The sequence below is a fragment of the Streptomyces sp. NPDC003248 genome (assembly GCF_055563235.1).
In genome coordinates this window covers 451,342-473,487 of record NZ_JBVHDT010000003.1, presented here as the reverse complement: position 1 = coordinate 473,487, position 22,146 = coordinate 451,342, and the positions used below count along the sequence as shown (strand labels likewise).

Genomic DNA, 22,146 nt, shown 5'->3' with positions numbered 1-22,146 from the left:
ACCAGTGGACCTCGCCTGGCGTTGACCAAAACGGGAGGTTCCACTGGACGTGACACCACGACACCCGTGGCTCCGCAGACCAAAGGGCAAGATCAGCAAGCAAAGGGTTCCCCTGCCGCACGACTTGGAGGGCGTACCGTGCACCGCCGGCACAACGGGCTCAGGACCGCAGTTCTCCTCGGGGGACTGTCCGCACTCATCATCGTCATCGGCAGCTTCTTCGGCCGCACCGGGCTCGTCGTCGCGGTCCTGGTCGCGCTCGGCACCAACGCCTACGCGTACTGGAACAGCGACAAGCTGGCCCTGCGCGCGATGCGCGCCCGCCCGGTGAGCGAGTTCGAGGCTCCCGCTCTCTACCGCATGGTCCGCGAGCTCTCCACGCAGGCCCGCCAGCCCATGCCCCGCCTGTACATCTCCCCGACCGAGGCCCCCAACGCCTTCGCCACCGGCCGCAACCCGCGCAACGCCGCGGTGTGCTGCACCGAAGGCATCCTCCGCCTCCTCGACGAGCGTGAGCTGCGCGGCGTCATCGGCCACGAGCTGAGCCACGTCTACAACCGGGACATCCTCATCTCCTCGGTCGCCGGCGCCCTCGCCTCCGTGATCATGTTCCTGGTCAACTTCGCCTGGCTGATCCCGATCGGCCGCTCCAACGACGACGACGGCCCCGGCCTCCTCGGCATGCTCCTGATCATGATCCTGGGCCCGCTGGCCGCCTCCGTCATCCAACTCGCCATCAGCCGCTCCCGCGAGTACGAGGCCGACTCCTCCGGCGCCCGGCTCACCGGTGACCCCCTGGCCCTCGCCAGCGCCCTGCGCAAGCTCGAGACCGGCACCCGACAGCTCCCGCTGCCCCCTGAGCCCCGCATCGAGACCGCGAGCCACATGATGATCGCGAACCCGTTCCGCCCGGGCCAGGGACTGTCCAGGGTGTTCTCGACGCATCCGCCGATGGCCGAGCGCATCGCCCGTCTCGAGAAGATGGCAGGTCGCCACCAGTGAAGACCATCCTGAACGTCATTTGGCTCGTCCTCAGCGGCTTCTGGCTCTTCCTCGGATACATGCTGGCGGGCCTGCTGCTCTGCGTCACGATCATCGGCATCCCGTTCGGCCTCGCGGCCTTCCGGATCGGCGTCTACGCCCTGTGGCCCTTCGGCTACACGACGGTCGAACGCCGCGACGCGGGCGCCCCGTCCTGCGTCGGCAACGTCCTCTGGCTGGTTCTCGCCGGCTGGTGGCTGGCCCTGGCGCACATCACCACCGGCATCGCCCTCTGTCTCACGGTCATCGGCATCCCGTTCGGCATCGCCAACTTCAAGCTGATCCCGGTCTCACTGCTTCCGCTGGGCCGCGAAATCGTGCCCTCGGACCGGCCGTTCACCGCACGCTGACGCACCCGCCCCACCCGCACGGGTGGCTCGCTCGTCCACAACCGGCCCGTCGTCCACAGCCCGGACCCGGTCGTCAGTGGCGGCCCGCATCATGAACGCATGACCGAGGACGAGCAGTTGCCGGTCGCGGGCCCTCCAGGGGGCCGTCAGGGCCCTTCAGGGCCGCTGGCCAGGGCGGCCACCACCCGCCCCCCGGGCCGGCCGATCCGGACTGTGTCATGGACCGCACCTCCATGGCGAGGGGAACCGGAGCGCGCCGTCCCGGCGTCGTCCCCCACAACACCGCACGAACACGCACATGACGCACGAACGCACAGCCGGACCGGAGCGACATCACAGTGCCGGGACAGTGCGGGCACAGCACGAGAGGGCAGGTTCAGGGCATGAGCATCATCAGCTGGATCATTCTGGGGCTGCTGGCCGGAGTCATCGCCAAGGTTCTGCTGCCGGGCCGCGACCCGGGCGGCTTCATCGGCACGACCATCATCGGCATCGCGGGCGCGTTCATCGGCGGCTGGATATCGGCCCGCTGGCTCGACCACCCCATCACCAAGGACTTCTACGACGGCGCCACCTGGGCGGCGGCGATCGGCGGTTCCCTCGTGCTCCTGATCGCCTACCGCATCCTGTTCGGCAACTCGCGCGACTGAGCCCGCCCCAGGGCGTGACCGGCCGTCGAGAAGGGCGGGCGCCGGCCGGGAGCCCGCCCCTCCTCGTTCCCGGTGGCGCGGGGCCACCGGTACCGGATGCCTACCGGTAGTTCACGAACTGAAGTGCGAAGTCGAAGTCCTTGCCCTTGAGCAGGGCGATGACGGCCTGCAGGTCGTCGCGGCTCTTGGAGCTGACGCGCAGCTCGTCGCCCTGGACCTGCGCCTTGACGCCCTTGGGGCCCTCATCGCGGATGATCTTGGCGACCTTCTTGGCGTTCTCCTGGGAGATGCCTTCCTCGATCGACGCGAAGATCTTGTACTCCTTGCCGGAGAGCTGCGGCTCGCCCGCGTCCAGCGCCTTCAGCGAGATACCGCGCTTGATCAGCTTCGACTGGAAGACGTCGAGGACAGCCTTCACCCGGTCCTCGGAGTTCGCCTCCAGCAGGATCTTGTCGCCGGACCACGAGATCGAGGCACCGACGCCCTTGAAGTCGTAGCGCTGCGAGATCTCCTTGGCGGTCTGGTTGAGGGCGTTGTCGACCTCCTGCCGCTCGACCTTCGAGACGATGTCGAAACTGGAGTCGGCCATGTCCTGTGGCTCCTTGTATCGGGGTGGCTGTCGGGTGCGTGTCGGCGTCCAGAGCTGCCGCCGAGCCCGGCGTCAGACGCGGGCCGCATCCGGACAAGCCTAGCCACCCGGCTCTCTCCCGGCGCCGCGGAATCCAGGTGGCGGAGCACCCCCCTCCATCAGGTATCGTTTACGTCGTTGCCAGGGAGCACCGCCGAAAAGCGGTTCGAACGGCAGCAAACCCGGCGGTGTGCCCGAGCGGCCAAAGGGAGCAGACTGTAAATCTGCCGGCTCAGCCTTCCCAGGTTCGAATCCTGGCGCCGCCACGCTGAGGGAAACCCCCTCCGACCTGCGCTTACAGCAGGCCGGAGGGGGTTTCGCGTTTTCCGCGCGCTGATCTCTGTGTGGGGTGCCGGGCGCTCGTGTGGTGCCGTGTGGGTCCGGCCGTCGGCCCGTTCACGGGTGTCCACTCCTGCGCTCGGAGGTCGTCCAGGGCGGCTCCCTGTACCTGACGGCCTCTCAACTGTCCGATCCTGCCGTTCTTTGTCGCGCTCCGGCCTGCCGCGCTCCTCGGCGAGCCGGCCGTTCCGGCGATCGGGGCGATCGGCGGCGCTGCGGTGCGGCCCGTCCGAGTGAATCCCCGGAGCAGCGCGGATCCCGCCGGACAGGGCGTCGCCGCGTTCCGCCGCGGGGCCGTGTCATTCGCCGTCCCCTCGGCCGGTTCACCCTTCCCGGGCGGTCTCATCCCTCCTCGGGGGGCGCCTCGGGCGACTTCGCGGCGCGTTTCACGTCCTCCTCGACGTCCGTGCGCTGTCTGCCCTCGTTCCTGGCGTACTCGGTCACCGCGGCTTGGGCGTCACGGGCGAGGTCGCGCCAGGCGCGCCAGGCGGTTTCGTAGGTGTCGGTCTGGATCTCCGACCAGGGGGCGGCGGTGGGGGCGCCGTACGCGTCCCGCAGGTGCAGGACCCGCGTGTGGGCCTCGTCCGCCGCGCGCTGCTTCTCCACGAGTTCCTCGAAAGTGTGTGCCACATGTACGGATGCTAGGGAGAAGGGCGCACTTCCGCGCGGCGAGAGCGGCCGACGCGGCCGACGCGGCCGGTGGGGCAAGTGGGGCAAGCGGGGCGTCCGAGGCCGGCGGGCCGCGCGGGGCTGGGCGGGACGGGAGCGGGAAGCAAGCGCGGCCCCGAGCGGCGGATCGCGTCGGCCGCGGGGCGGAAGGGGCGCGGGGGGTGCGCTCGGGCACACTGGCCCCATGTCCAGCCGCCGCAGAACCTGCCCCGAGTGCCGTCGCGAGATCGCCGTCGTCGCCGGGCGGTTCGCCCGGCACGATCCGCCCGGGGCGCGGGAGAGCGGGCGGCTCACCTCCTGCCCCGGCTCCCGCCGGACGGCGCAACTGGGTGCGGCGCAGCCGTCGTTGGACGGGTACGTCGTGGCCGAGATACCCGGCCAGCTGCCACTGTTCTGACCGTCGGGACGTTCGGAGGCCCGGAGCGTCCCGCCTCAGCCGCGCCCGGCTGCCGCCGCCGGATGGCGGGCCTCAGTTGCCCGCCACCGACTTCACCGCCACCGACACCGGCGTCGACCCGCCGATCAGCTCCAGGGTCAGGCCGGCCGTCGCCGGGGTGTCCAGCAGCTCCGCCAGGACGGCGGCCACGTCGTCGCGCGGGATCGCGCCGCGGCCCGTGTGCGCCTCCAGCCGGACGAGACCCGAACCCCGGTCGTCCGTCAGCGAACCCGGACGCACGATCGTCCAGTCGAGGGCGTCCAGGCCCCGGACGTACGCGTCCGCCTCGCCCTTGGCGCGCAGGTAGACGTCGAAGACCTCGGAGCCCTGGTGGCCGGCGTCCGCGCCGTACGACGACACCACCAGGAAGCGCCGTACGCCCGCCCGGACCGCCGCGTCCGCGAACAGGACCGCGGCGCCCTTGTCCACGGTCTCCTTGCGGGCCGTCCCGCTGCCCGGACCGGCTCCCGCCGCGAACACCGCCGCGTCCGCACCCCGCAGCCGCTCCGCCACCTCCTCCACCGACGCCGACTCCAGGTCCAGCACGACCGGTTCGGCGCCGACGGCCCGCAGGTCGTCGGCCTGCTCGGCCTTGCGGACGATGCCCGCGACGGCGTTCCCGCGCGCGGCGAGCAGGCGCTCGAGCCGCAGCGCGATCTGACCATGACCTCCAGCGATGACAATGCGCATGCCTTCGACCGTACGCCCGAACGGCCCCGTCCGCCGCCCAGGTCGAACGCGTGAACGGGCGCGGCGATGCGCCGGGTTCACGACACCTCGCCCCGCCCCTGCCGCGGCAGCCCCAGCCCCGCGGCCGCCGCGGAGTCGCAGTACTCGCGGACCGCGCTCGTGCGCGACACCACCCGGCCCCGGTGGATCACGATCCGGCTGTACGCCAGCGACAGCGCGGCGGGCAGCCGGTCGCCCCGGACCGCGAGGAGGTCGGCGGGGAATCCCGCCTCGAGCCGGACCTCGGGGAGGCCCAGGGCCGCCCGGGCGGCCGCGCTGACGGTGTCGTAGGCGTCCTCGGGGCGCAGGCCGTGGCGGGAGGCGAGGAGGTAGGCGGCTTCCAGCGGGTCGCCGCGGCCGACCGGATTGGACACGTCCCGCAGGGCGCCGCTGCCGGCCGCGACGCGCACGCCGGCGGCGCGCAGCAGCCGTACGGGCGCCGTGCCGCGGCGTTCCACGGAGCCGCAGCCGCCCTGAGGGAGACAGACCACCGTCACCCCGGCGGCGGCCAGTTGGTCGGCGGTGCGGGTGGCGGCCTCGGCGGGGAGGTGGGCCAGGGCGCTGCAAGGGCCGAGGGTCACGCCGGGGCGCAGCCCGCCGGCCATCGCGGCGAGGCGGGCCAGGCGGGCCGGGTCGGCCGCGTCGGTGTGCAGGTCGACGGGGCAGCCGTGCTCGGAGGCGACGGCCAGGACGGCCTCCACGTACCCGGTCGGATCGGGGTCGAGGTCCGGGCAGCCGCCGACCACGGAGGCGCCCATCTTCACCGCGTCCCGCAGCACCGCGAGCCCGTCCGCGCCGGCCAGCCCGGTCAGCACCCGGGGCATCGCCACCGTGGTCAGCTCCACGAGTCCGCGCAGGCCGCGCCGGGCCCGGAGCACGGCGGCCAGTGCGCCGAGCCCCTGGACGTCGCCCACCCGCACGTGGGCGCGGAGCGCGGTCGCGCCGTGGCCGAGTTGCAGCAGCGCGGCCTCCGTGGCGCGGCGCTGGACGTCCAGGGGGGCGTACGGGACGGGGCCGTCGGAGTCCGCGGACAGGGCGGTGTCGGCGTGGGCGTGGGGCTCCGCGGGGGCGGGCAGCAGGAGGTAGCCGCCGAGGTCCAGACGGGTTCCGGCGCCGCGGGACGGGCCGGGGGCCAGGCTGCCGGCCGTACCGACCGCCTCGATGCGTCCGTGGCTCAGCCGTACGTCGACGGTCCGGCCGTCCGTGAGGCGCGCGCCGCACAGCAGCAGGACGGCCGGGTCGGGCCGCCCGTCCGCGGGACCGTCCGACGCGCCGGGGGAGGACGTCGAGGGCGGTGACGGCGGGGCGGGCGGCGCGGGCGGGGACGGGCACGGCGAGTGGGGCGGCTGCGGCTGACTGTCGGGCATCGCGCTCCAGTGGCTCGGCGGTGAGGGGGACGGGGAGGGGGAGAGGGGCGGTGGGCTTGTGGGGGTGGGCCGCGCGGGGCTCGTCGGCGGGGAAGATCACGCAGAGTGAGTCGAGCCTAGGGCGGCCGTCCGGCGCTGTCGGGGAGGAGCGCAATAGTCGTACCGGTGTGGTTCCGGGGGGCCGGACGGGCGCAGGGGACCCGCGGGACCTGCGGGAAAGGGGCCGGGGGAGGTCCGGGCGGAGGTGCGCGGGCAGGTCCCGCCGGGGCCGCCGGAGAGGCCCGGGAAACGGATTTGGGCGAACGGCGGCGGACCGTGTAATGTCTTCATCGCTCGCCCCAATAGCTCAGTCGGCAGAGCGTCTCCATGGTAAGGAGAAGGTCTACGGTTCGATTCCGTATTGGGGCTCTGGTGTGAGAGGTTCCCGCCGTCAGGCGGGGCCCGATCGCATCGCAGCGGTGTAGCTCAGTCGGTAGAGCAAGCGGCTCATAATCGCTGTGTCACCGGTTCAAGTCCGGTCACCGCTACTGTCAGTAGCCGATTGCGGGGTCGGTCCTTCGATCGGCTACTCTTTCTTGCGTTAAATGTCCCATCCGTTCGTCAAGGAGCACTCACGTGGCTGCCACCGACGTCCGCCCGAAGATCACGCTGGCCTGCGTGGAGTGCAAGGAGCGGAACTACATCACCAAGAAGAACCGGCGTAACAACCCGGACCGTCTTGAGATGAAGAAGCACTGCCCGCGTTGCAACGCGCACACCGCGCACCGCGAAACGCGATAAATCAGGCTCGTACGCGAGGCCGTCCCCGAGTGATCGGGGGCGGCCTCGCGTCGTTGAGCGACCCGTACCGGCCAGTAGAGCAACACCGGTCAGCAGAGCAACACCGGTCAGCAGAGCAACCAGGAGGTGCCGAGCCCATGGCGCTCGACCAGTCCTTCGTGGGGCGGACCTACCCGCCCACCGACCCCTACGAGGTCGGCCGGGAGAAGATCCGTGAGTTCGCGGAGGCCGTGGGGGACACCAACCCGGTGTACACCGACCCGGAGGCCGCGAAGGCGCTCGGGCACTCCGATGTGATCGCCCCGCCGACCTTCGTGTTCTCCATCACGTTCAAGGCCGCGGGACAGGTCGTCCAGGACCCGCAGCTCGGCCTCGACTACAGCCGGGTGGTGCACGGCGACCAGAAGTTCGCCTACCGGCGCCCGGTGCGCGCCGGTGACCGGCTCACGGTGACCTCGACCATCGAAGGCATCAAGTCGATGGCGGGCAACGACATCCTCGACATCCGCGGTGAGGTCCACGACGAGGCCGGCGAGCACGTCGTCACCGCCTGGACCAAGCTGGTGGCGCGCGCCGCCGAGGAGAGCTGACATGACGGCGAAGATCGCTTACGACGACGTCGAGGTCGGCACCGAGCTGCCGGCCCGGTCCTTTCCCGTGACCCGCGCCGCCCTCGTGCAGTACGCGGGTGCCTCCGGGGACTTCAACCCGATCCACTGGAACGAGCGGTTCGCCAAGGAGGTCGGCCTGCCGGACGTCATCGCCCACGGCATGTTCACCATGGCCGAGGCGATCCGTGTCGTCACCGACTGGACCGGCGACCCGGGCGCGGTCGTCGACTACGGCGTGCGCTTCACCAAGCCGGTCGTCGTGCCCGACGACGACCTGGGCGCCGTCATCGAGGTCGCCGGCAAGGTCGCGGCCAAGCTCGACGACCGCACCGTACGGGTCGACCTGACGGTGACCAGCGGCGGGCAGAAGGTGCTCGGGATGTCGCGGGCGGTCGTGCGGCTGGCCTGAGGAGGGCGAGCCCCGGGGCCCGGGGGCCCAGCAGTGTGTAAGGGGCGTTCTTCCTTGCGAGGCGCCCCTTACGCGTGTCCGGAGCCCCTTCCCCGCGCGGTGCGTGCGCGGAGCAGGCGCGGGCGGGGCTGTCGGTGCCGTCTCGTAGGCTTGGGCGCGTGCTGGAACTCCACGACGCCCCGCTCGCCCCGCTGACCACCTTCCGGCTGGGCGGCCCCGCCACCCGGCTGGTGACCGCGACGACCGACGCCGAGGTGGTCGCCGCCGTGCGCCGGGCGGACGCCGACGGCACTCCGCTGCTCGTCATCGGCGGCGGCTCCAACCTCGTCATCGGCGACAAGGGCTTCGCGGGCACCGCCCTGCACATCGCCACCAGCGGATACGAACTCACCGGCACGACGCTGGAACTGGCGGCCGGCGAGGTGTGGACCGACGCCGTCGCCCGCACCGTGGAGGCCGGCCTCGCCGGCATCGAGTGCCTGGCCGGCATCCCCGGCTCGGCCGGCGCCACCCCCCTCCAGAACGTGGGCGCGTACGGCCAGGAGGTCTCCTCCACGATCACCGAGGTCATCGCCTACGACCGCCACGCCGGCGAGACGGTCGCGCTGAGCAACGAGGAGTGCGCCTTCTCCTACCGGCACAGCCGCTTCAAGGCCGAACCCGACCGGTACGTCGTGCTGCGCGTCCGCTTCGCGCTGGAGGACGCCGGCGGACTGTCAGCGCCCCTCAAGTACCCCGAGACCGCCCGCGCGCTGGGCGTCGAGGCCGGCGACCGGGTGCCGCTGGCCGAGGCCCGGGAGACCGTGCTCAAGCTGCGCGCCGGTAAGGGCATGGTGCTCGACCCCGAGGACCACGACACCTGGTCGGCCGGGTCCTTCTTCACCAACCCGATCCTCACCGACGCCGACTTCGCCGTCTTCCACGCGCGCGTGCGGGAGCGGCTCGGGGACGGCGCGCAGCCGCCCGCCTACCCGGCGGGCGAAGGACACACCAAGACCTCCGCGGCCTGGCTCATCGACAAGGCCGGCTTCACCAAGGGCTACGGCGACGGACCCGCCCGTATCTCCACCAAGCACACGCTCGCCCTCACCAACCGGGGCGAGGCCACCACCGAGGACCTGCTGACGCTGGCACGCGAGGTCGTGGCCGGAGTGCGCGAGGCGTTCGGGATCACGCTGGTCAACGAGCCGGTGATGGTGGGGGTCGGGCTGTAACGGCAGGGCCCCCGCTGTGGGGAGGGGGCGGCCGCGGGCCGAGGGCCTCCCCCGGTCCGTAGCCCTGGCCGGCGCGGGCGCCCCCCGTCACGATGATGCCGGGGGCATCTCCCTTCCCACCTCCCCCGAACCCGGTTGATTGCCGGTCGTCACGGCTGAAATACGGCCGAACACCCTCCGCACCCGTCCCAGCCGCGCCACTATGTGGGCGAACGGCATCCGGGGAGGGGCGCGTGACGGAGAGCGGCACACGGGAAACGGCGGCCGGGGGCGGGGACGGATGGCGATCCGGGGCCCTGCTCGGCCGGACCGAGAAACTCTGCCAGGCGTGGATCGCCGCCGGCGAGGGCTCCGAACCGCCCGCGGCGGGGGAGACGGAGCAGGTGCTGCTCGCACTGGAGCGGGCGGAGACGGAGGCGGCGGCGGAAGGGATCGAGGCGGCTCTGCGGGATCACCGGGCCGCCCGCGGCGCGCTGCTCGCCGTGCGGTATCTCGCCGACCAGCGGGCCGGCGGCCGCGACGAGGCCGCCGCGCTGCTCCGCGAGGCCCGGGAAGCGGTCCCCGTCACGGAGCGGCAGGTCCGGCGGCGGGAGGCCCAGACCCATCTGCTGGTCAAGCTGCTGGTGCCGCGCTTCCCGGACCTGGCCATGCGCGGACGCGAGGACTTCCTGCACCTGGTGTCGGTCGGCGCCGCCTTCATGGCACCCGGCGGATCCGGGCTGCGCGACGACCTGGCCGAGGTCGGCACGCTGCTGGCGGAACTGACCGAGACGGCCGACGCCGCGCACCAGCCCGCCCTGCACCAGTGGTCGCGGATGCTCCAGAAGATGCAGTCGGCCGACGACCCGGCCACCCTGCTGGAACTGGGGGCCCTCGCCAGCGCGACGGGGACGATGCCGCCGCAGGTGGCGAACTTCCTCAACGTCGCCATGGAACTCATCGACGGTCTGCCGGACTCCGCGCCGTCGCCCGGCACCACCGCGGAGGAGGCGGACACCACCGCGTCCGGCGCGGACACCACCGCGTCCGGCACCACCACGTCCGGCACCACCGCGTCCGGCACTACCGCGTCCGGCGCCACCGCGTCCGGCACGGACGTCGCCGAAGAGGCGCGGCGGACCATGGACCAGCTGCTGCCGGTGCTGGAGGTGATGGGACCGGGCATCCTGAGCGAGGACGAGGCGAAGCAGGCGGTACATGACCTCCCCCTCGACTCCTGGCAGGACCGCGCCACCGCCGGACTCGCCCGACTCGGCCTCTCCCTGCGCACGGCGGACGCGGAGGGCATCACCGAGGCGACGGAACTGCTCTTCCAGGCGTCACACGACCAGGACGCGCCCGGCGAAGTGCTGGACATCCTGCGCGCCGGAGCACTGGCGGGCATCTCCATGAGCGGCGGGAACCTGGCGGACATCGAGGCCGCGCAACGGCTGCTCTCCGACAACTTCGACGTCGGGGACGTCGTCCGGCACATGCCCACCGGGCCGCACGGCCGGGAGCTGGTGAACTCCGGGCGCGCCCTGCTGCTGCACCAGCGCATCGCCCAGACGGCCGACGACGACCTCGACACCCTCGACGAGATCGGCGACATCCTGCTGGAGATGCGCCAGGAACTGACCGAGGACGACGCGTCCGCCAATACCGTCCTGTTCATCCTCGGGTTCCTCCAACTGCGCCGGGCCCTGGCCATCGGACGGGCGGGCGGCACGGCGGGACCGCCGCTGCGCCGGGCGGTGGCGTATCTGCGCGAGTCGCAGGAACACCCCGCGCTGCCCGTGGTCCTGCGCGGGGTGATGCCGGCGGTGCGGGTCATGACCCGGGCCCTGGAGCAGTTCGTCACCCCGTCCGCCGGCAGCCTGCTGGCCGAGGTCGACCGGATCCGGGAATCGCTGGGCGGCCCCACCGTCGTCGCCGACCAGGACATCCGCACCCGGACGGGGATCGCCCTCGTCCTCGGCATCGAGCACGAGCGCCGGGGCGAGCCGGCCGCCCTCGACCAGGCGATCGAGGAACTGGAGGCGGCCCGCGCGGCCATCGGCGACCACACCTCCTGCGGCACCGCACAGGAGGTCTACCGGCTGCTCGCCGATTTCCTCCGGCGCCGCGGCGCGGACGGCGACACCGCACGCGCCCTCGAAGCGATCGAACGGCTGCTGGAGAAGGTCGCCGAGGACGTCCTCCTCCAGATCGGCGCCGAACACGGTCTCTCGGCGGCCCGCGCGGCCGCCGACCGCGGGGTCGCGGCCGCCGTCTGGGCCGCGGAGAGCGGTGACGCGGCCACGGCCCTGCGGGTCGTGGAAGCCGGCCGGGCCCTCGTGCTCCGGGCGGTCGCCGCGTCCGCGAGCGTGCCGGAGCAACTGGAGGAGTGCGGCCGGGACGACCTCGCCGCGCAGTGGAGGAAGGCCGTCCGCGAGGGAGCCGAGGGAGCCGAGGGAGCCGAGGGAGGAACGGGCGCCGCGGCGGCCGCGGACGCGCCGGGAGCCGTCGGCCGCGGGACGGAGGCCGGAGCGCTCATCCCGAGCACCCTGCGGCGGCGCGCGCTGGAGGCGTTGCGGGACCGGGCCGCGCCCGTCGCGGTGCCGGCCTGGCAGGAGCTCGCGGACACCGCCGGGCGGGTCGGGGTGGACGCCGTGGTGCACCTGGTCGCCGGGGGCGGTGACGGGCCCGGATGGGCGTTGGTGGTGCGGCCCGGGGCGGCGCCGCTCACCGTGGAACTGCCCGGGCTGGCCGGGGCGGAGCGCGCGCCGCTGGAGGCGTACCTGGACGCGGCCCGTGACCGGTCCGCCTACGCCGCGTTCACCTCCGCGGCCACGGACCGGACCCCGACACGAGCGGTGGAGGTGTGGAAGGGCGCACTGGAGGAGGTGTGCGCCTGGGCCGGGCCCGCCGTGCTGGAGCCGGTCCTCGGGGTCGCCCGGCCCGGCCGGCCCGCCACCCCCGACGACCCGGTGCGGCTGGTGCTCCTGCCCGCCGGGAACCTCGGGTCCGTGCCCTGGCACGCGGCCCGGCTCGGCGGCACCGTGGGGGACCGGCCTGCGTACGCCGTCGACCACGCCGTCATCAGCTACGCGGCCTCGGGCGCCGAGTTCGTACGGTCGGCGGCCCGCGAGCGGCTCCCGGTGGCCGACGCCCCGGTGCTCGTCGCGGATCCGCGGGGCACCCTCGCGTACGCCCTGTTCGAGATCCAGGGGCTGCGCGACCGCTATCCGGCGGCCCGCTGCTACGGCGACCTCATGGACCTCGACGCGCCCGTGGACGGCACGCCCGGGGAACTGCTCCCGCTGCTGCCCGGGGGCACCGGTGAACGGCCCGCGACCCTGGTGCAGTTCAGTGCCCACGGGATCGCCGGGGGCCGGCCCACCGTGTCCGGGCTGCTGCTGCACCCCCGGCCCGCGTACGGCTCCGGTGTGCGCGAGGGCGGCGAGGACGACATCGGCGTGCTGACCGTGCGGCAACTGCTGGGGGCGCCCGCCGGCCCGCCCGGCGCGGCCGGGCCGCTGATCGTGCTCAGCGCCTGCGAGACCGACCTCAGCACCCGCGACCACGACGAGACGCTCACCCTCACGACGGCGTTCGTCGCCCGGGGCGCCGCCGACGTCATCGGCTCCAAGTGGGCCGTGGCGGACCGCGGCGCGGCCGTCCTGATGAACGTTCTGCACCACTTCCTGGCCGAGGGCACGGACCCCGCCCGGGCGCTGCGGCGGACCCAGCTGTGGGCCCTCGACGCCCGACGCCCCGCCGTCCCCGGCCTGTCCAGGCCGCTGGCCGCGCGGGTCGCCGGGAAGCCCGCGCTGCCACTGGAGGTCTGGGCGCCCTTCATCCACCAAGGCAGTACCGCACCCGTCCGGCACGAAGGGAACACCGTTGGACACCCATGAGCTGCTGGCCCTGCTCGCGCGCAACCGTGCCGAGATCAGACGGTGGCTGGACGACGAGCAGTACGAGGCCTTCCTGGCCCGGCTGGAGGGACTCCGGGCGGCCGGCGCGGACCCCGCCCGGGCCGCCCGGGCCGTGACCGCCGTCCTCCAGTCCCTGTGGCCCGTGCCCGACGACGCGGGCGAACTGGGCACGATGCTGAGCCGGCAGGAGCGGTCGGCCGTCGCGCTGTCCGCGGCGCCCGCCCCGGACGCCGTCCTCGCCGCCCTGGAAGCCCTCTACGCGGCGCCGGCCGCCGACGCTCCCGACAGGGGCGGCCCCCCGGACGACCCCGACACCGGTCTCGCTGCCGCTGCCGCCGCCGATGCGGACGTCGATCCCGTCGCCGCCGTCCTCGCCGCCGCCCGGCGGCGCCTGCTCGCCGCGCCCTCGCGTGCGGTCGCACCCGACGGGACCGCCGTCGCCGGGACGGGCCCGGCCGACGTCATCGTGCTGAACGACCCGGAGGACCCTCGGGCCGCGCGGCGCAGCCCCGACTTCCAGTTCGACCCGGAGACCGGGCGCCCGCTCGACATCGTCGTCCGCATCAACCGCATCCTCCTCGCCGACCGGGACCCCTGGGGGGCCGCCGACTGGTGGCTGGGCGGCAACTCCTGGCTGGGAGGTACCCCCGCCGAGTTGCTCGGCCGGGTGCCCGACGACCGACTGGCGGCCGCCGCCCTGGCCCTGGTGGAGGGCGACCGATGACCAAGCAGCCTCCTCCGGCGGACGGTGTGCGGCCCCGGTGCACCGTGCTCCCGGCCGGCACCCGGCTGTGGCGCTGCTGCCGCACCGAATACCCGGCGACCGACTTCAACAAGACCACGCAGCACGTCCTGTTCGGCGGCAGCCGTTTCGACGGCACCACCGAGGACCCCTACCCCTACCTCTACGCCGCCCGCCGGCCCACCACCGCGCTCGCCGAGGTGCTGCTGCGGTCCATGGACTTCGACCACGACACCGGACACCGCCTCGTGAAGTGGGCGCAGGCCAGCCTGTACACGCTCGCGGAGATCGTCACGGGGACCGACCTCACCCTCGTCTCCCTGCGCACCGAGGAGGACCTGGCCGCCGTGTGCCAGACGACCTGGCTGCTGGATTCCGACGACTACCCCCAGACCCGCTACTGGGCACAGGAGGTCCGCCGACAGGCCAAGGACGCGCAGGGACTGCTGTGGCTGTCCCGGCGGCACCGGCCGCGCGAGGCGCTGGTCCTCTTCGGGGACCGGTGCGGTCCGGAGCCGTTGCAGGCCGAGGTCCTGGCCTGCCACGACCTCGCGACCGACGAGGGGATGCGCGTGGCGAACCGGCTGCTCGCCCCGCTGCGGGCGGTGATCGTGCCGGAGCGGGGGCTGCCGTAGCCGGGGGAACGGTGCCGCCGGGGGCCCGTGCGGTCCGGGTCCCGCGCGGTCGGGGCCCCGCGTGCGGTCTCGGCCGCGCGCGGTCTGGATGCGGGGCGGTGCCGGATCCGCCACGGTCTCGGCCCGGGGCGGTGCTGGACCCGGACCTGTGCGGGCCCGGCCCGGGGCGGTCCCGGACCCGTGCGGTCCCGGACCCGTGCGGTCTCGGCCGCGCGCGGTCTGGACCCGGGGCGGACCCGGATCCGCACGGTTTCGGCCTCGCGCGGTGCCGTTCCGTGGCGGTCGGCCCCGCATAGTCCCGGCCCGGGGCCGCACGGGCTATCCGGCCGGGTCCGGGAGCAGCACCGTGAAGGCCACCTTCTCGCCGAGGCCGATCACGTCACCGTCCTTCAGCCGGACCCGGCTGCCGCGCGGGATCCGCTCGTGGTTGACGTACGTGCCGTTCGCCGTGCCACGGGGGTTCTCCGTCAGCCAGAGAGTGCCGTCCGGAGCCAGCTGGACGACGGCGTGACAGCGGGAGACCCCCCGCTCGCACTGGAGGGCCCCGGAGATCTCGGGCCGGGCCCAGACGGGGTGCCGGCCCAGCCGGAGCGGGGTGCCCTCGCCGTGCCGCAGGTCGAGCCGCGGCCGGCTGCCGATCAGCCGGAGATGCCGGGTGGGCTCCAGGCACTCCGGGCAGGACGACGTCCCCGGGGGCAGCGGATGCCCGCACTGCCAGCAGGGCCGGACCCGCGGGGCGGCATCGTCCGGCGGTGCCGCCGGGGCGTACGGCGCGGCCGGGGCGGGTGGTGCCGGGGCGTCCGCCCGTCCCGTCGCGGCCCCGCCGCCCCGCGGTGCCTCCGGTGTCTCCGTCCGGGGCTGGGGGATGTCCGTCGACACCGGTGGGGGCGGAACGTACGCCTCCTGGTCGTCGTCGCCGCCGATGAGGGCGTCGTCGTCCGTGAGCGCCCGGTCCACGTGGTGGTGCGTCCGCGCCGCCGCAGCCGCGCCCCCCACGCCTCCCGGGTCCGCCGCGGCCGTGCTCCCGGTGCCTCCCGGGCCCGCCGCCGGCGGCTCCGTGTCCGGTGCCGTGCCGTCCCGCGGTGCCTCCGGTGCCTCCGTCCGGGGCTGGGGGACGTCCGTCCACGCCGGTGGGGGTGTGGCGTACTCCTCCTGGTCGTCGTCGCGGATGAGGGCGTCGTCGTCCGCGAGTCCCCGGTCCACGTACCGGGGACCGGGGCCCCCGGGCTCCGGTCCCGACGTCACAGGCTCTTGTCCGGCATTCCTGAGATCCCTGAGATCCCGGAGATCCCCGACACGTCCGGCATCTCCGCCGGGCCGGCACCCGTCGTCGCCGTCGGCGTGTCCACCTCCAGGTCCAGGTCCACCCCGCCGTCCTCCGACACCACGACCCGCGAGACGGTGACCACGCTGCCCGGCGTCAGGTCCGTGCCCTGGTCGAAGACGCCCCGCGCCAGCGGATTGATCAGGTGGGTCTCCAGCTTCATGCCGATGCCCCGGCCGCCGTTGTGGCGGTCCCGCACGCACTCGTCGGCGAGGGTCCGTTCGGCCTCCGGCAGCACCCGCAGCCGCAGCCCGCTCTGCCGCTCCATGTGCCGGGCGATGTTGCGCAGTTGCAGCTGGAAGATACGGCGGGCGGTGGGCTCGTCGATGTACTGGAAGACGACGATGTTGCCCCCGAACCGGTTCAGCAACTCCGGCCGCTTCAAGGTGCGTTCGAAGTGGTGGCGGACGTTGCTCAGGATCCGCCGCTCGAACTCCGCGCACTCCTCGGGCGACTCCGGGAGCCGGTCGCCGGCGGCGGAGACCAGCGGCCGGCCGTCCTCGCCCGACGGGCCGTGCACGCCCAGGTTGGACGTGAAGATCAGCACGCACTCGCTGAAGTACGTCGTCACGCCCTGGCCGTCCGTCAGCCGCCCGTCCTCCAGCACCTGGAGGAACTTGTCGAGGACGCCCTTGTCCGCCTTGTCGATCTCGTCGAAGAGCACCACCCGGAACGGGTCCTCGCGCACCGCGCGGGTCAGCTCGCCGCCCGCCTCGTACCCGACGTACCCCGGCGGGGCGCCGACCAGGCGGTCCGCCGAGTGGGGTGCCGAGAACTCGCTCATGTCGAAGCGCAGGCACGCCTCCTCCGAGCCGAACAGGGTGTGGGCCACCGCCTTGGCCAGCTCGGTCTTGCCGGTGCCGGTCGGCCCGGCGAAGAACAGCACACCGCGCGGCCGGTGTCCGGAGCCCGAGGCCTGGGCGCCGGACAGGCCGAGCGCGGCGCGTTTGAGCACGTCCAGCGTCTGGGTGACCGCCTTCTCCTGCCCCAGCACCCGCTCCCGGATGTCGTTCTCGCCGTGCCGGATGCTCTCCGCCACCGCGCCGCCCGTCCACGGGGTGCGGCTCACGCCCAGCTCGTAGGTGCGCACGGCCCGTTCCATCTCGGCGAACGGGATCTTGCGGTCGCGGGCCAGCCGCATGCTCTCCCGCATGGCGCGCAGCGTCAGTCCGCTCGCCGACCGGGCGAACCGCTCGACGTCGTCCTCGGACGCCTTCTCCAGATCGGCCCCCGGCATCAGCGGACCCACGTCCAGTGTGTTCGAGGTCGCGGACCGGCCCGCCTGGGCGGCGAGCAGGGCGGCCATCCGGCGCCGCAGGCCGAGGTCCGGCATCGGCACGCCGATGCTGCGCACCCGCACGCCGCTCGTCACCAGCCAGGCGGGCAGGTCCCGTTCGCCGTCGGCGAGCCAGATGACCGGGTTGAACAGGCAGCGGCCGGACTTGTCGCGGGCGATCGGCACCGCCTCCTCGGCGATCTTCAGACAGCGCAGGAAGAACGTCCGCTCGGCGTCGCTGAGCTGGTTGACCTGGGTCGGGATGCGGGAGGCGTAGTCGACGACCAGGGCCGCCGGGAGCGGTTTCTGGTAGTCGTCGTAGCGCGGATCGCCCGGGCGGGGGCCGGGCCGCTCGCCGGCCCAGCCGCGCGCGAAGGAGGCGAAGACCGCCTCCACCCGGCCGTCGTCGTCGGTGGGCTCCTTGCGGCCGCCCACCCCGCGGGTGGACTGCTGGAGCAGCGTGTTCATGTCGAGGCCGTCGACGCAGCGCGCGACGGTGAAGCCCGCGACGGCGTCGTAGCGCAGCAGGCTCGCGTAGCCGGCCCGGCGCAGCTGCTCCCACAGCACGTCCTCCAGGCCGACGGCGTGGTAGCGGCGGCTGCCGTCGAGGAGGTCCGCGCCGACCACGTAGTCGTCGCGGACGTTGCCGTACAGCACGTACTGGGCGTGGACGCTGAGGGTGCCGGCCAGTTCGGCCGCGAAGGGCGGGGGCACGGTCCGCCGCACGCTCGGCGAGTCCAGGGGCGAGCTGGTCACAAGGGTCCTCCGAGGGGACGTCGGTGGGTGGGGCGCCGGTCGGGGCCGTCAGCCGGCCCCGCCGTCGAGGCGGCGGTGGCGGGGGCGGACGGAGGGGCGGCGGGAGGGCCGCGCGGCGCCGCGGCCGGTGCGGTCGGCGTCGGTCCGGTCCGCCTGACCGGGGGCGGCGGTGACCGCCAGGCCGGGCGCCGGGTCGCCGGTCAGGACGGGCCCCGGGGTCCAGGCGAAGCCGGCGCGGACGCCTTCCGCCTGGGTGAGTTCGCACAGCTGCTGCACGTACGCCTCGCTCTCGGCGCACCGCTCGGCGTCCAGGGCGGCCCAGTCGTCGGCCTCGCCGGGCGGCACCGGGCGGCGCATGGTGAGGACCCGGGCCTGGCCGTTGCCGGCCAGGCGGAAGCGCAGCCAGTAGTGGCCGCCCCAGGCGGCCGGCGCGAAGTCCCAGTGCTCGGCGTCGGCGCGGGCGTGCACCGAGCCGTCCGCCCACCGTTCGGTCGCCCGCCGCAGCGCGGCGGCCACGTACGCCCGGTGCAGGGCGGCGGAGCGGGCCGACAGGGCCTGTTGCACGATCAGTTCGTCCGCCGCGGAGGCCGGTTCGCCCTCCCGCAGCACCCGCTCCAGTACGGCGACGGCGGCGGAGGCGTCCGGCAGCGGGTCGATGCCGTCGGGCGCGGGGGAGCGGAGCACGTCGAGCCGGAGGGCCGCGTCCCGGCGGTTCGTCCCGGCGCGTTCGGCGCGCTCGGACTCGTGGCCGGCGAGCAGCGCCGCCTCGTCGAGGTACCGGCGCACCGCCGAGGGCCGCCGGGTCACGGCGCGCCGCGCCTCCAGCAGACAGTCGTCGATCACGTCCCGGCTCTCGGAGGAGAGGGACAGCGGCAGCCGGGCCAGCAGCCGGGCGCCCTCGCGCAGGACGTCGTCCTCGGTGAGCGCGGCGGAGGGGGGAGCCGGCTCGGCGGACCGCTGCTCCTCGGGCTGCTTCTCGGGCGGCGGTCCCCCGTCGGCGTACCGCCGCAGCGCGTCGAGCCGACGGCGGCGCAGCCCGTCGTACCAGGCGGCGCTCGCCGGGTCGTCGCGGTACTGGAAGGGCAGGCGTCCCGTGGCCTGCGCCGCGCGATGGGCCTCGGCCCGGCGCAGCGCCTGCTCGGTGGCCGCCAGCCGCTGCCACAGGCGGTCCAGGGGCACGCCGACGGGCTGCACCGGCGCGGGCACCGGAGGACCGTCCGGCCCGGACGGCTGGAGGTTCAGGACGGCGATGCGGGCGTTGACGCAGGCCGCGGTCTCCGCCGCGCGCCGCCAGCACTCGCTGCCCGCCTCCAGCAGCTGCTGTCTGCGGGAGAGGGCGCGCTGCTCGGCGGCGACCTTGTTGTTGAACTCCGCGAGCGCCACCGTGCCGCGCAGCGCCAGCCGGGTCGCGAGCAGCGCGCCGCTGAGGTCGGCGAGTCCGACGAGGGCCGGCACGATCATGTCCTGGAGCTGGTCGGTGACGGCGTCCGCCGCGTGGCCCAGGGCGTCGCCGGCCTGGTCCAGGGCGTGCCCGGCCGCGTCGTACGCGTGGTCGCCGGCCGCGTCCGCGGCACTGTTCAGGTCGGACAGTCCGGTGGGGTCGGACAGTCCTGTCGGGTCGTAGAGCCCTGTGGGGTCGGACAGTCCTGTCGGGTCGTAGAGCCCTGTGGGGTCGGACAGTCCGGTGGGGTCGGACAGTCCTGTCGGGTCGTACAGTCCGGTGGGGTCGGACAGCCCTGTCGGGTCGTAGAGTCCGGTGGGGTCGTACAGTCCGGTGGGATCGGACAGGGTCGCCGCCTGGTCGAGACCGGACGCCGAGACGTCCGGGACCACGGCGAAGAGATCTGTGCCCGCCCAAGCGCCGCTCACGCCGTTCCTCCTCTGTCTTCGTCGGGTTCCGTGGGTTCGGGGGCCGCCAGGGGACGCGCGCGGACCTCCGCGAGGTGCCGCTGCCAGGCCCGCACCCGCCACCCGGCCGACACCAGCAGCCCGAGGACGGTGGTCAGGGGCCAGATCCACGCCGCGACACGGAACGTGCCCCACGCGGCGCCGAACACGGCCGCCAGCACCAGGAGCACGGGCACCGCCCGGACCATCCGGCGCCACCCGCGGCCCCGGACCCGGCGCGTCAGGGGTTCGGACCGGCGGCTGATCTGCCCCATGAGCGAGAAGTCGGGGTGGTAGCGGTAGCCGATGTACCAGGCGGTCCAGCACTCGACGGCGAGCAGCGCGGCCAGGCACGGGACGCTCAGCAGCCAGGCGGTGACCACCGTGGCCTGCGGGGCGTCGTAGAGGTCGGCCAGGGCGACCACGAAGGTGTGCGGGAAGAACAGCAGGAGGGCCCCGCCGGCGGCCCGGCCCAGCATGACGGGGAGCTCCAGCCGGCGCATCACCATCAGCCAGTGCTGCGCGTGGCGGTCCGTCGCCTGCATCAGCCGTGCCTCCTGGTCGGCGCGCCACCGCTGCCGGGCCTGCTCCAGCGCCAGGTGGTGCAGGCGCAGCGCGAGCAGCAGGGTCACCGGGTCGGTGGTCCCGGTCAGCCGGGTGAACCAGGGCACCGGGGCGGGCAGCGCGGCCCGCGCCTGCCGCACCTGCCGGCGCAGCTGCTGGAGGAACGGGGCCGGGCGGGCGGCCAGTTGCAGCAGTTCCGCGGTCAGCCGGGGCCGTACGGCGACGGCGGCGCGAACCCGGTCGCCGTCGTCGGCCAGCTCGGGGATGTGGTCGATCCGCCCGGCGGCCTCCCGCCACTGCTCGGCGTGGTCCTGCCAGCGCCGGTCGACGTACGCCAGTTCCTCGCCGCCCCGGCGGCGCCCGAGCAGCGGCAGCAGGCGGTGCTCGTGCAGGTCGGCCACGACGGAGAGGCACTGGCCGTCGCCGGCCGCCGCGTTGGCGGCGACGTCGGGCAGGTCGGCCATGTCGAGCGGGAGACCGCGGTAGGAGGGCTCCTGCCGGGGCGCCAGCCAGGTGATGAGGTCGATCAGCGTGCCCGGGGCGGGGCGGCGCTGCAACCCCTCCAGCAGCCGGTCCAGGGCCTCGGCGCGCGGAGCGTCTCCGTCGGGCCGGAACGTCTCCAGCCAGGCGCGCAGCCGGGCCCGCTCCCGGCCCCGGTTCAGCCGGACGGCCATGGCGTCCCAGTGCGCGTCGAACTCCGCCCCCAGGGGCTCGGTCGCGGTGAACGTCCGGCCTTCGTGCGAGAAGGCGGGCGCGTCCGGGGCGGGCTGCGGACCGGGTGCCGTACGGGGGCCGGGAACGGGAGGGACGACCAGCGGGTCCGGGCGGTCCTCGGCGAGCCAGTCCCCGACCTGCCGTCCGCCCCAGCGGTCCTCCAGGCGCCGGGTGAGCAGGCCCTCGCACAGCAGGCGGATCCGCGCGTCCCCGATCCGCTCCAGCGCGAAGTCGCCGTCCACGACCGCCTGGCCCACGGTGCTCGGCTCCAGGTGCGGGATGGGATGCCGGCCCAGCGCGGCCTCGGCCACGACCATGCCGAGCGCCCACCAGTCGTCCTCGGGCCGTACCGCGGCGCGGTGCAGGACGGCCTGCGGCGACGCGTAGCGCAGGGTGCCCGACCAGCCGCCGGGCGCGGTGACCGGGAACGGGCCGGTCACGGCGATCCCGAAGTCGACCAGCACCAGGCTTCCGGCGGGGTGGTCGTAGTCGCCGAGCACCAGGTTGGACGGCTTGACGTCACGGTGCACCACCTCCGCCGCGTGCAGCGCGGTCAGCGCCTCGTGCAGCCGCGCCACCATCGTCCGTATCCCGTCCGCGGGCATCCGGTGGCCGTCCCGGCCGCGCAGGTAGGCGGCGAGGTCGGTGCTGCCGTGCGAGGGCAGCACGTGGTACGGCGCCCCGTCGGCCGTGCCCTCCTCCACCACGTACGACAGCCCCGGGTGCAGGCCGGGCCGGAGCAGCGAGGTCACCTTCGGGTCGGGGGCGGCGGCGGGGTGGAACCACTTGAGGACCCGCACGGGCTGCCCGGCGGAGCGGCGGTCCTGGACGCGGAACACCGACGCGCGCAGTTCGGCGGAGCGCGCCGCCTCCGCCTTGCGGTCCTCGGTCCGCTCGCCGTGCCGGGGCAGCGGTTCCAGCAGGTGGAAGCGGTCCGCGAGCGAGGGCGGCAGCCGGTCGGGGTCGGGGCGCGGATCGGGCTGGAGGGCGGCGCGGGCCGAGGGCTCGGGGTCGACGAGGGTCGGCGCGGCGAGCCCGTCGTCCGGATCCGCGGCCTGGAATCCGTGCGGGTCGACGCCGGTGGTCGGGTCGACGGGAAAGGTCATGGCATTCACCTGCGGGTGAA

The 22,146-nt window shown here is 74.4% G+C and carries 19 protein-coding genes and 3 tRNA genes; 14 read left to right on the top strand and 8 right to left on the bottom strand.

The window, feature by feature from the left end; genetic code table 11:
• The first annotated feature begins 138 nt into the window (after positions 1–138).
• The 3 genes from htpX to ACZ3KJ_RS10970 all read left to right on the top strand — a co-directional run bounded on the left by htpX (position 139) and on the right by ACZ3KJ_RS10970 (position 2,041).
• Complete coding sequence (gene htpX, locus ACZ3KJ_RS10980) at positions 139–1,002, top strand: zinc metalloprotease HtpX (protein ID WP_467526201.1); 864 nt, start codon at positions 139–141, stop codon at positions 1,000–1,002.
• Positions 999–1,391 carry a YccF domain-containing protein gene (locus ACZ3KJ_RS10975; protein WP_467526200.1) on the top strand — a complete coding sequence of 131 codons (393 nt, stop codon included), beginning with the start codon at positions 999–1,001 and terminating at the stop codon, positions 1,389–1,391. Before htpX ends, ACZ3KJ_RS10975 begins: the two co-directional genes overlap by 4 nt.
• 383 nt (positions 1,392–1,774) lie before the next feature.
• Positions 1,775–2,041, top strand: coding sequence for a GlsB/YeaQ/YmgE family stress response membrane protein (locus tag ACZ3KJ_RS10970; RefSeq protein WP_467526199.1), 267 nt, complete (start codon positions 1,775–1,777; stop codon positions 2,039–2,041).
• A 100-nt stretch (positions 2,042–2,141) separates the two neighbouring features.
• Here ACZ3KJ_RS10970 and ACZ3KJ_RS10965 read toward each other — a convergent pair whose 3' ends face one another.
• Positions 2,142–2,630: a YajQ family cyclic di-GMP-binding protein gene (locus ACZ3KJ_RS10965; protein WP_467526198.1), complete on the bottom strand. Its 489-nt coding sequence runs from the start codon at positions 2,628–2,630 to the stop codon at positions 2,142–2,144.
• Between the two features lie 223 nt (positions 2,631–2,853).
• Between ACZ3KJ_RS10965 and ACZ3KJ_RS10960 the strand changes: the two genes are divergently transcribed.
• A tRNA-Tyr gene (locus ACZ3KJ_RS10960) sits at positions 2,854–2,935 on the top strand.
• A 415-nt stretch (positions 2,936–3,350) separates the two neighbouring features.
• On the opposite strand, the gene ACZ3KJ_RS10955 is transcribed toward ACZ3KJ_RS10960, so the two are convergent.
• Positions 3,351–3,638 carry a hypothetical protein gene (locus ACZ3KJ_RS10955; protein WP_467526197.1) on the bottom strand — a complete coding sequence of 96 codons (288 nt, stop codon included), beginning with the start codon at positions 3,636–3,638 and terminating at the stop codon, positions 3,351–3,353.
• A 223-nt stretch (positions 3,639–3,861) separates the two neighbouring features.
• Here ACZ3KJ_RS10955 and ACZ3KJ_RS10950 point away from each other — a divergent pair, with 223 nt between their 5' ends.
• A complete protein-coding gene (locus ACZ3KJ_RS10950; protein WP_389513189.1) occupies positions 3,862–4,074 on the top strand; it encodes a hypothetical protein in 213 nt (70 codons plus the stop codon).
• Between the two features lie 72 nt (positions 4,075–4,146).
• Here the strand turns inward: ACZ3KJ_RS10950 and ACZ3KJ_RS10945 are convergent, their stop codons facing one another.
• Together ACZ3KJ_RS10945 and ACZ3KJ_RS10940 are read right to left on the bottom strand one after the other, a co-directional pair.
• Positions 4,147–4,803, bottom strand: coding sequence for an SDR family oxidoreductase (locus ACZ3KJ_RS10945; RefSeq protein WP_467526196.1), 657 nt, complete (start codon positions 4,801–4,803; stop codon positions 4,147–4,149).
• Between the two features lie 77 nt (positions 4,804–4,880).
• The gene (locus ACZ3KJ_RS10940) at positions 4,881–6,209 is read right to left on the bottom strand and encodes an amidohydrolase family protein (protein ID WP_467526195.1); all 1,329 of its coding nucleotides are present in this window, start codon (positions 6,207–6,209) and stop codon (positions 4,881–4,883) included.
• Between the two features lie 335 nt (positions 6,210–6,544).
• On the opposite strand from ACZ3KJ_RS10940, the gene ACZ3KJ_RS10935 reads away from it, so the two are divergent.
• From ACZ3KJ_RS10935 to ACZ3KJ_RS10895, 9 genes are all read left to right on the top strand, one after another.
• Positions 6,545–6,617, top strand: a tRNA-Thr gene (locus tag ACZ3KJ_RS10935).
• A gap of 46 nt (positions 6,618–6,663) precedes the next feature.
• Positions 6,664–6,736: transfer RNA gene (locus ACZ3KJ_RS10930), tRNA-Met, on the top strand.
• Positions 6,737–6,824: 88 nt separating this feature from the next.
• Positions 6,825–6,989, top strand: a complete 165-nt coding sequence (rpmG, locus tag ACZ3KJ_RS10925) for a 50S ribosomal protein L33 (protein WP_003948671.1) — start codon at positions 6,825–6,827, stop codon at positions 6,987–6,989.
• Between the two features lie 137 nt (positions 6,990–7,126).
• A complete protein-coding gene (locus tag ACZ3KJ_RS10920) occupies positions 7,127–7,579 on the top strand; it encodes an FAS1-like dehydratase domain-containing protein (protein ID WP_389513194.1) in 453 nt (150 codons plus the stop codon).
• Between the two features lies 1 nt (position 7,580).
• Positions 7,581–8,009 (top strand): MaoC family dehydratase, encoded by a 429-nt coding sequence (locus ACZ3KJ_RS10915; protein WP_467526194.1) that lies wholly within the window; start codon positions 7,581–7,583, stop codon positions 8,007–8,009.
• Between the two features lie 158 nt (positions 8,010–8,167).
• Positions 8,168–9,223 (top strand): UDP-N-acetylmuramate dehydrogenase, encoded by a 1,056-nt coding sequence (locus tag ACZ3KJ_RS10910; RefSeq protein ID WP_467526193.1) that lies wholly within the window; start codon positions 8,168–8,170, stop codon positions 9,221–9,223.
• Between the two features lie 233 nt (positions 9,224–9,456).
• On the top strand, positions 9,457–13,101 hold the full coding sequence (locus ACZ3KJ_RS10905) for a CHAT domain-containing protein (RefSeq protein ID WP_467526192.1): 3,645 nt from the start codon (positions 9,457–9,459) through the stop codon (positions 13,099–13,101).
• Complete coding sequence (locus ACZ3KJ_RS10900; protein WP_467526191.1) at positions 13,088–13,846, top strand: hypothetical protein; 759 nt, start codon at positions 13,088–13,090, stop codon at positions 13,844–13,846. The genes ACZ3KJ_RS10905 and ACZ3KJ_RS10900 overlap by 14 nt, the downstream gene beginning before the upstream one ends.
• Positions 13,843–14,499: an RES family NAD+ phosphorylase gene (locus ACZ3KJ_RS10895; protein ID WP_467526190.1), complete on the top strand. Its 657-nt coding sequence runs from the start codon at positions 13,843–13,845 to the stop codon at positions 14,497–14,499. The genes ACZ3KJ_RS10900 and ACZ3KJ_RS10895 overlap by 4 nt, the downstream gene beginning before the upstream one ends.
• Before the next feature lie 318 nt (positions 14,500–14,817).
• Here the strand turns inward: ACZ3KJ_RS10895 and ACZ3KJ_RS10890 are convergent, their stop codons facing one another.
• The 4 genes from ACZ3KJ_RS10890 to ACZ3KJ_RS10875 are packed head-to-tail and all read right to left on the bottom strand — an operon-like array spanning position 14,818 to position 22,126.
• Complete coding sequence (locus tag ACZ3KJ_RS10890) at positions 14,818–15,702, bottom strand: FHA domain-containing protein (protein WP_467526189.1); 885 nt, start codon at positions 15,700–15,702, stop codon at positions 14,818–14,820.
• A 38-nt stretch (positions 15,703–15,740) separates the two neighbouring features.
• Positions 15,741–17,855: an AAA family ATPase gene (locus ACZ3KJ_RS10885; RefSeq protein ID WP_467526188.1), complete on the bottom strand. Its 2,115-nt coding sequence runs from the start codon at positions 17,853–17,855 to the stop codon at positions 15,741–15,743.
• Between the two features lie 48 nt (positions 17,856–17,903).
• On the bottom strand, positions 17,904–19,724 hold the full coding sequence (locus ACZ3KJ_RS10880) for a hypothetical protein (protein ID WP_467526187.1): 1,821 nt from the start codon (positions 19,722–19,724) through the stop codon (positions 17,904–17,906).
• Complete coding sequence (locus tag ACZ3KJ_RS10875) at positions 19,721–22,126, bottom strand: serine/threonine protein kinase (protein ID WP_467526186.1); 2,406 nt, start codon at positions 22,124–22,126, stop codon at positions 19,721–19,723. Before ACZ3KJ_RS10875 ends, ACZ3KJ_RS10880 begins: the two co-directional genes overlap by 4 nt.
• Positions 22,127–22,146: the final 20 nt, after the last annotated feature.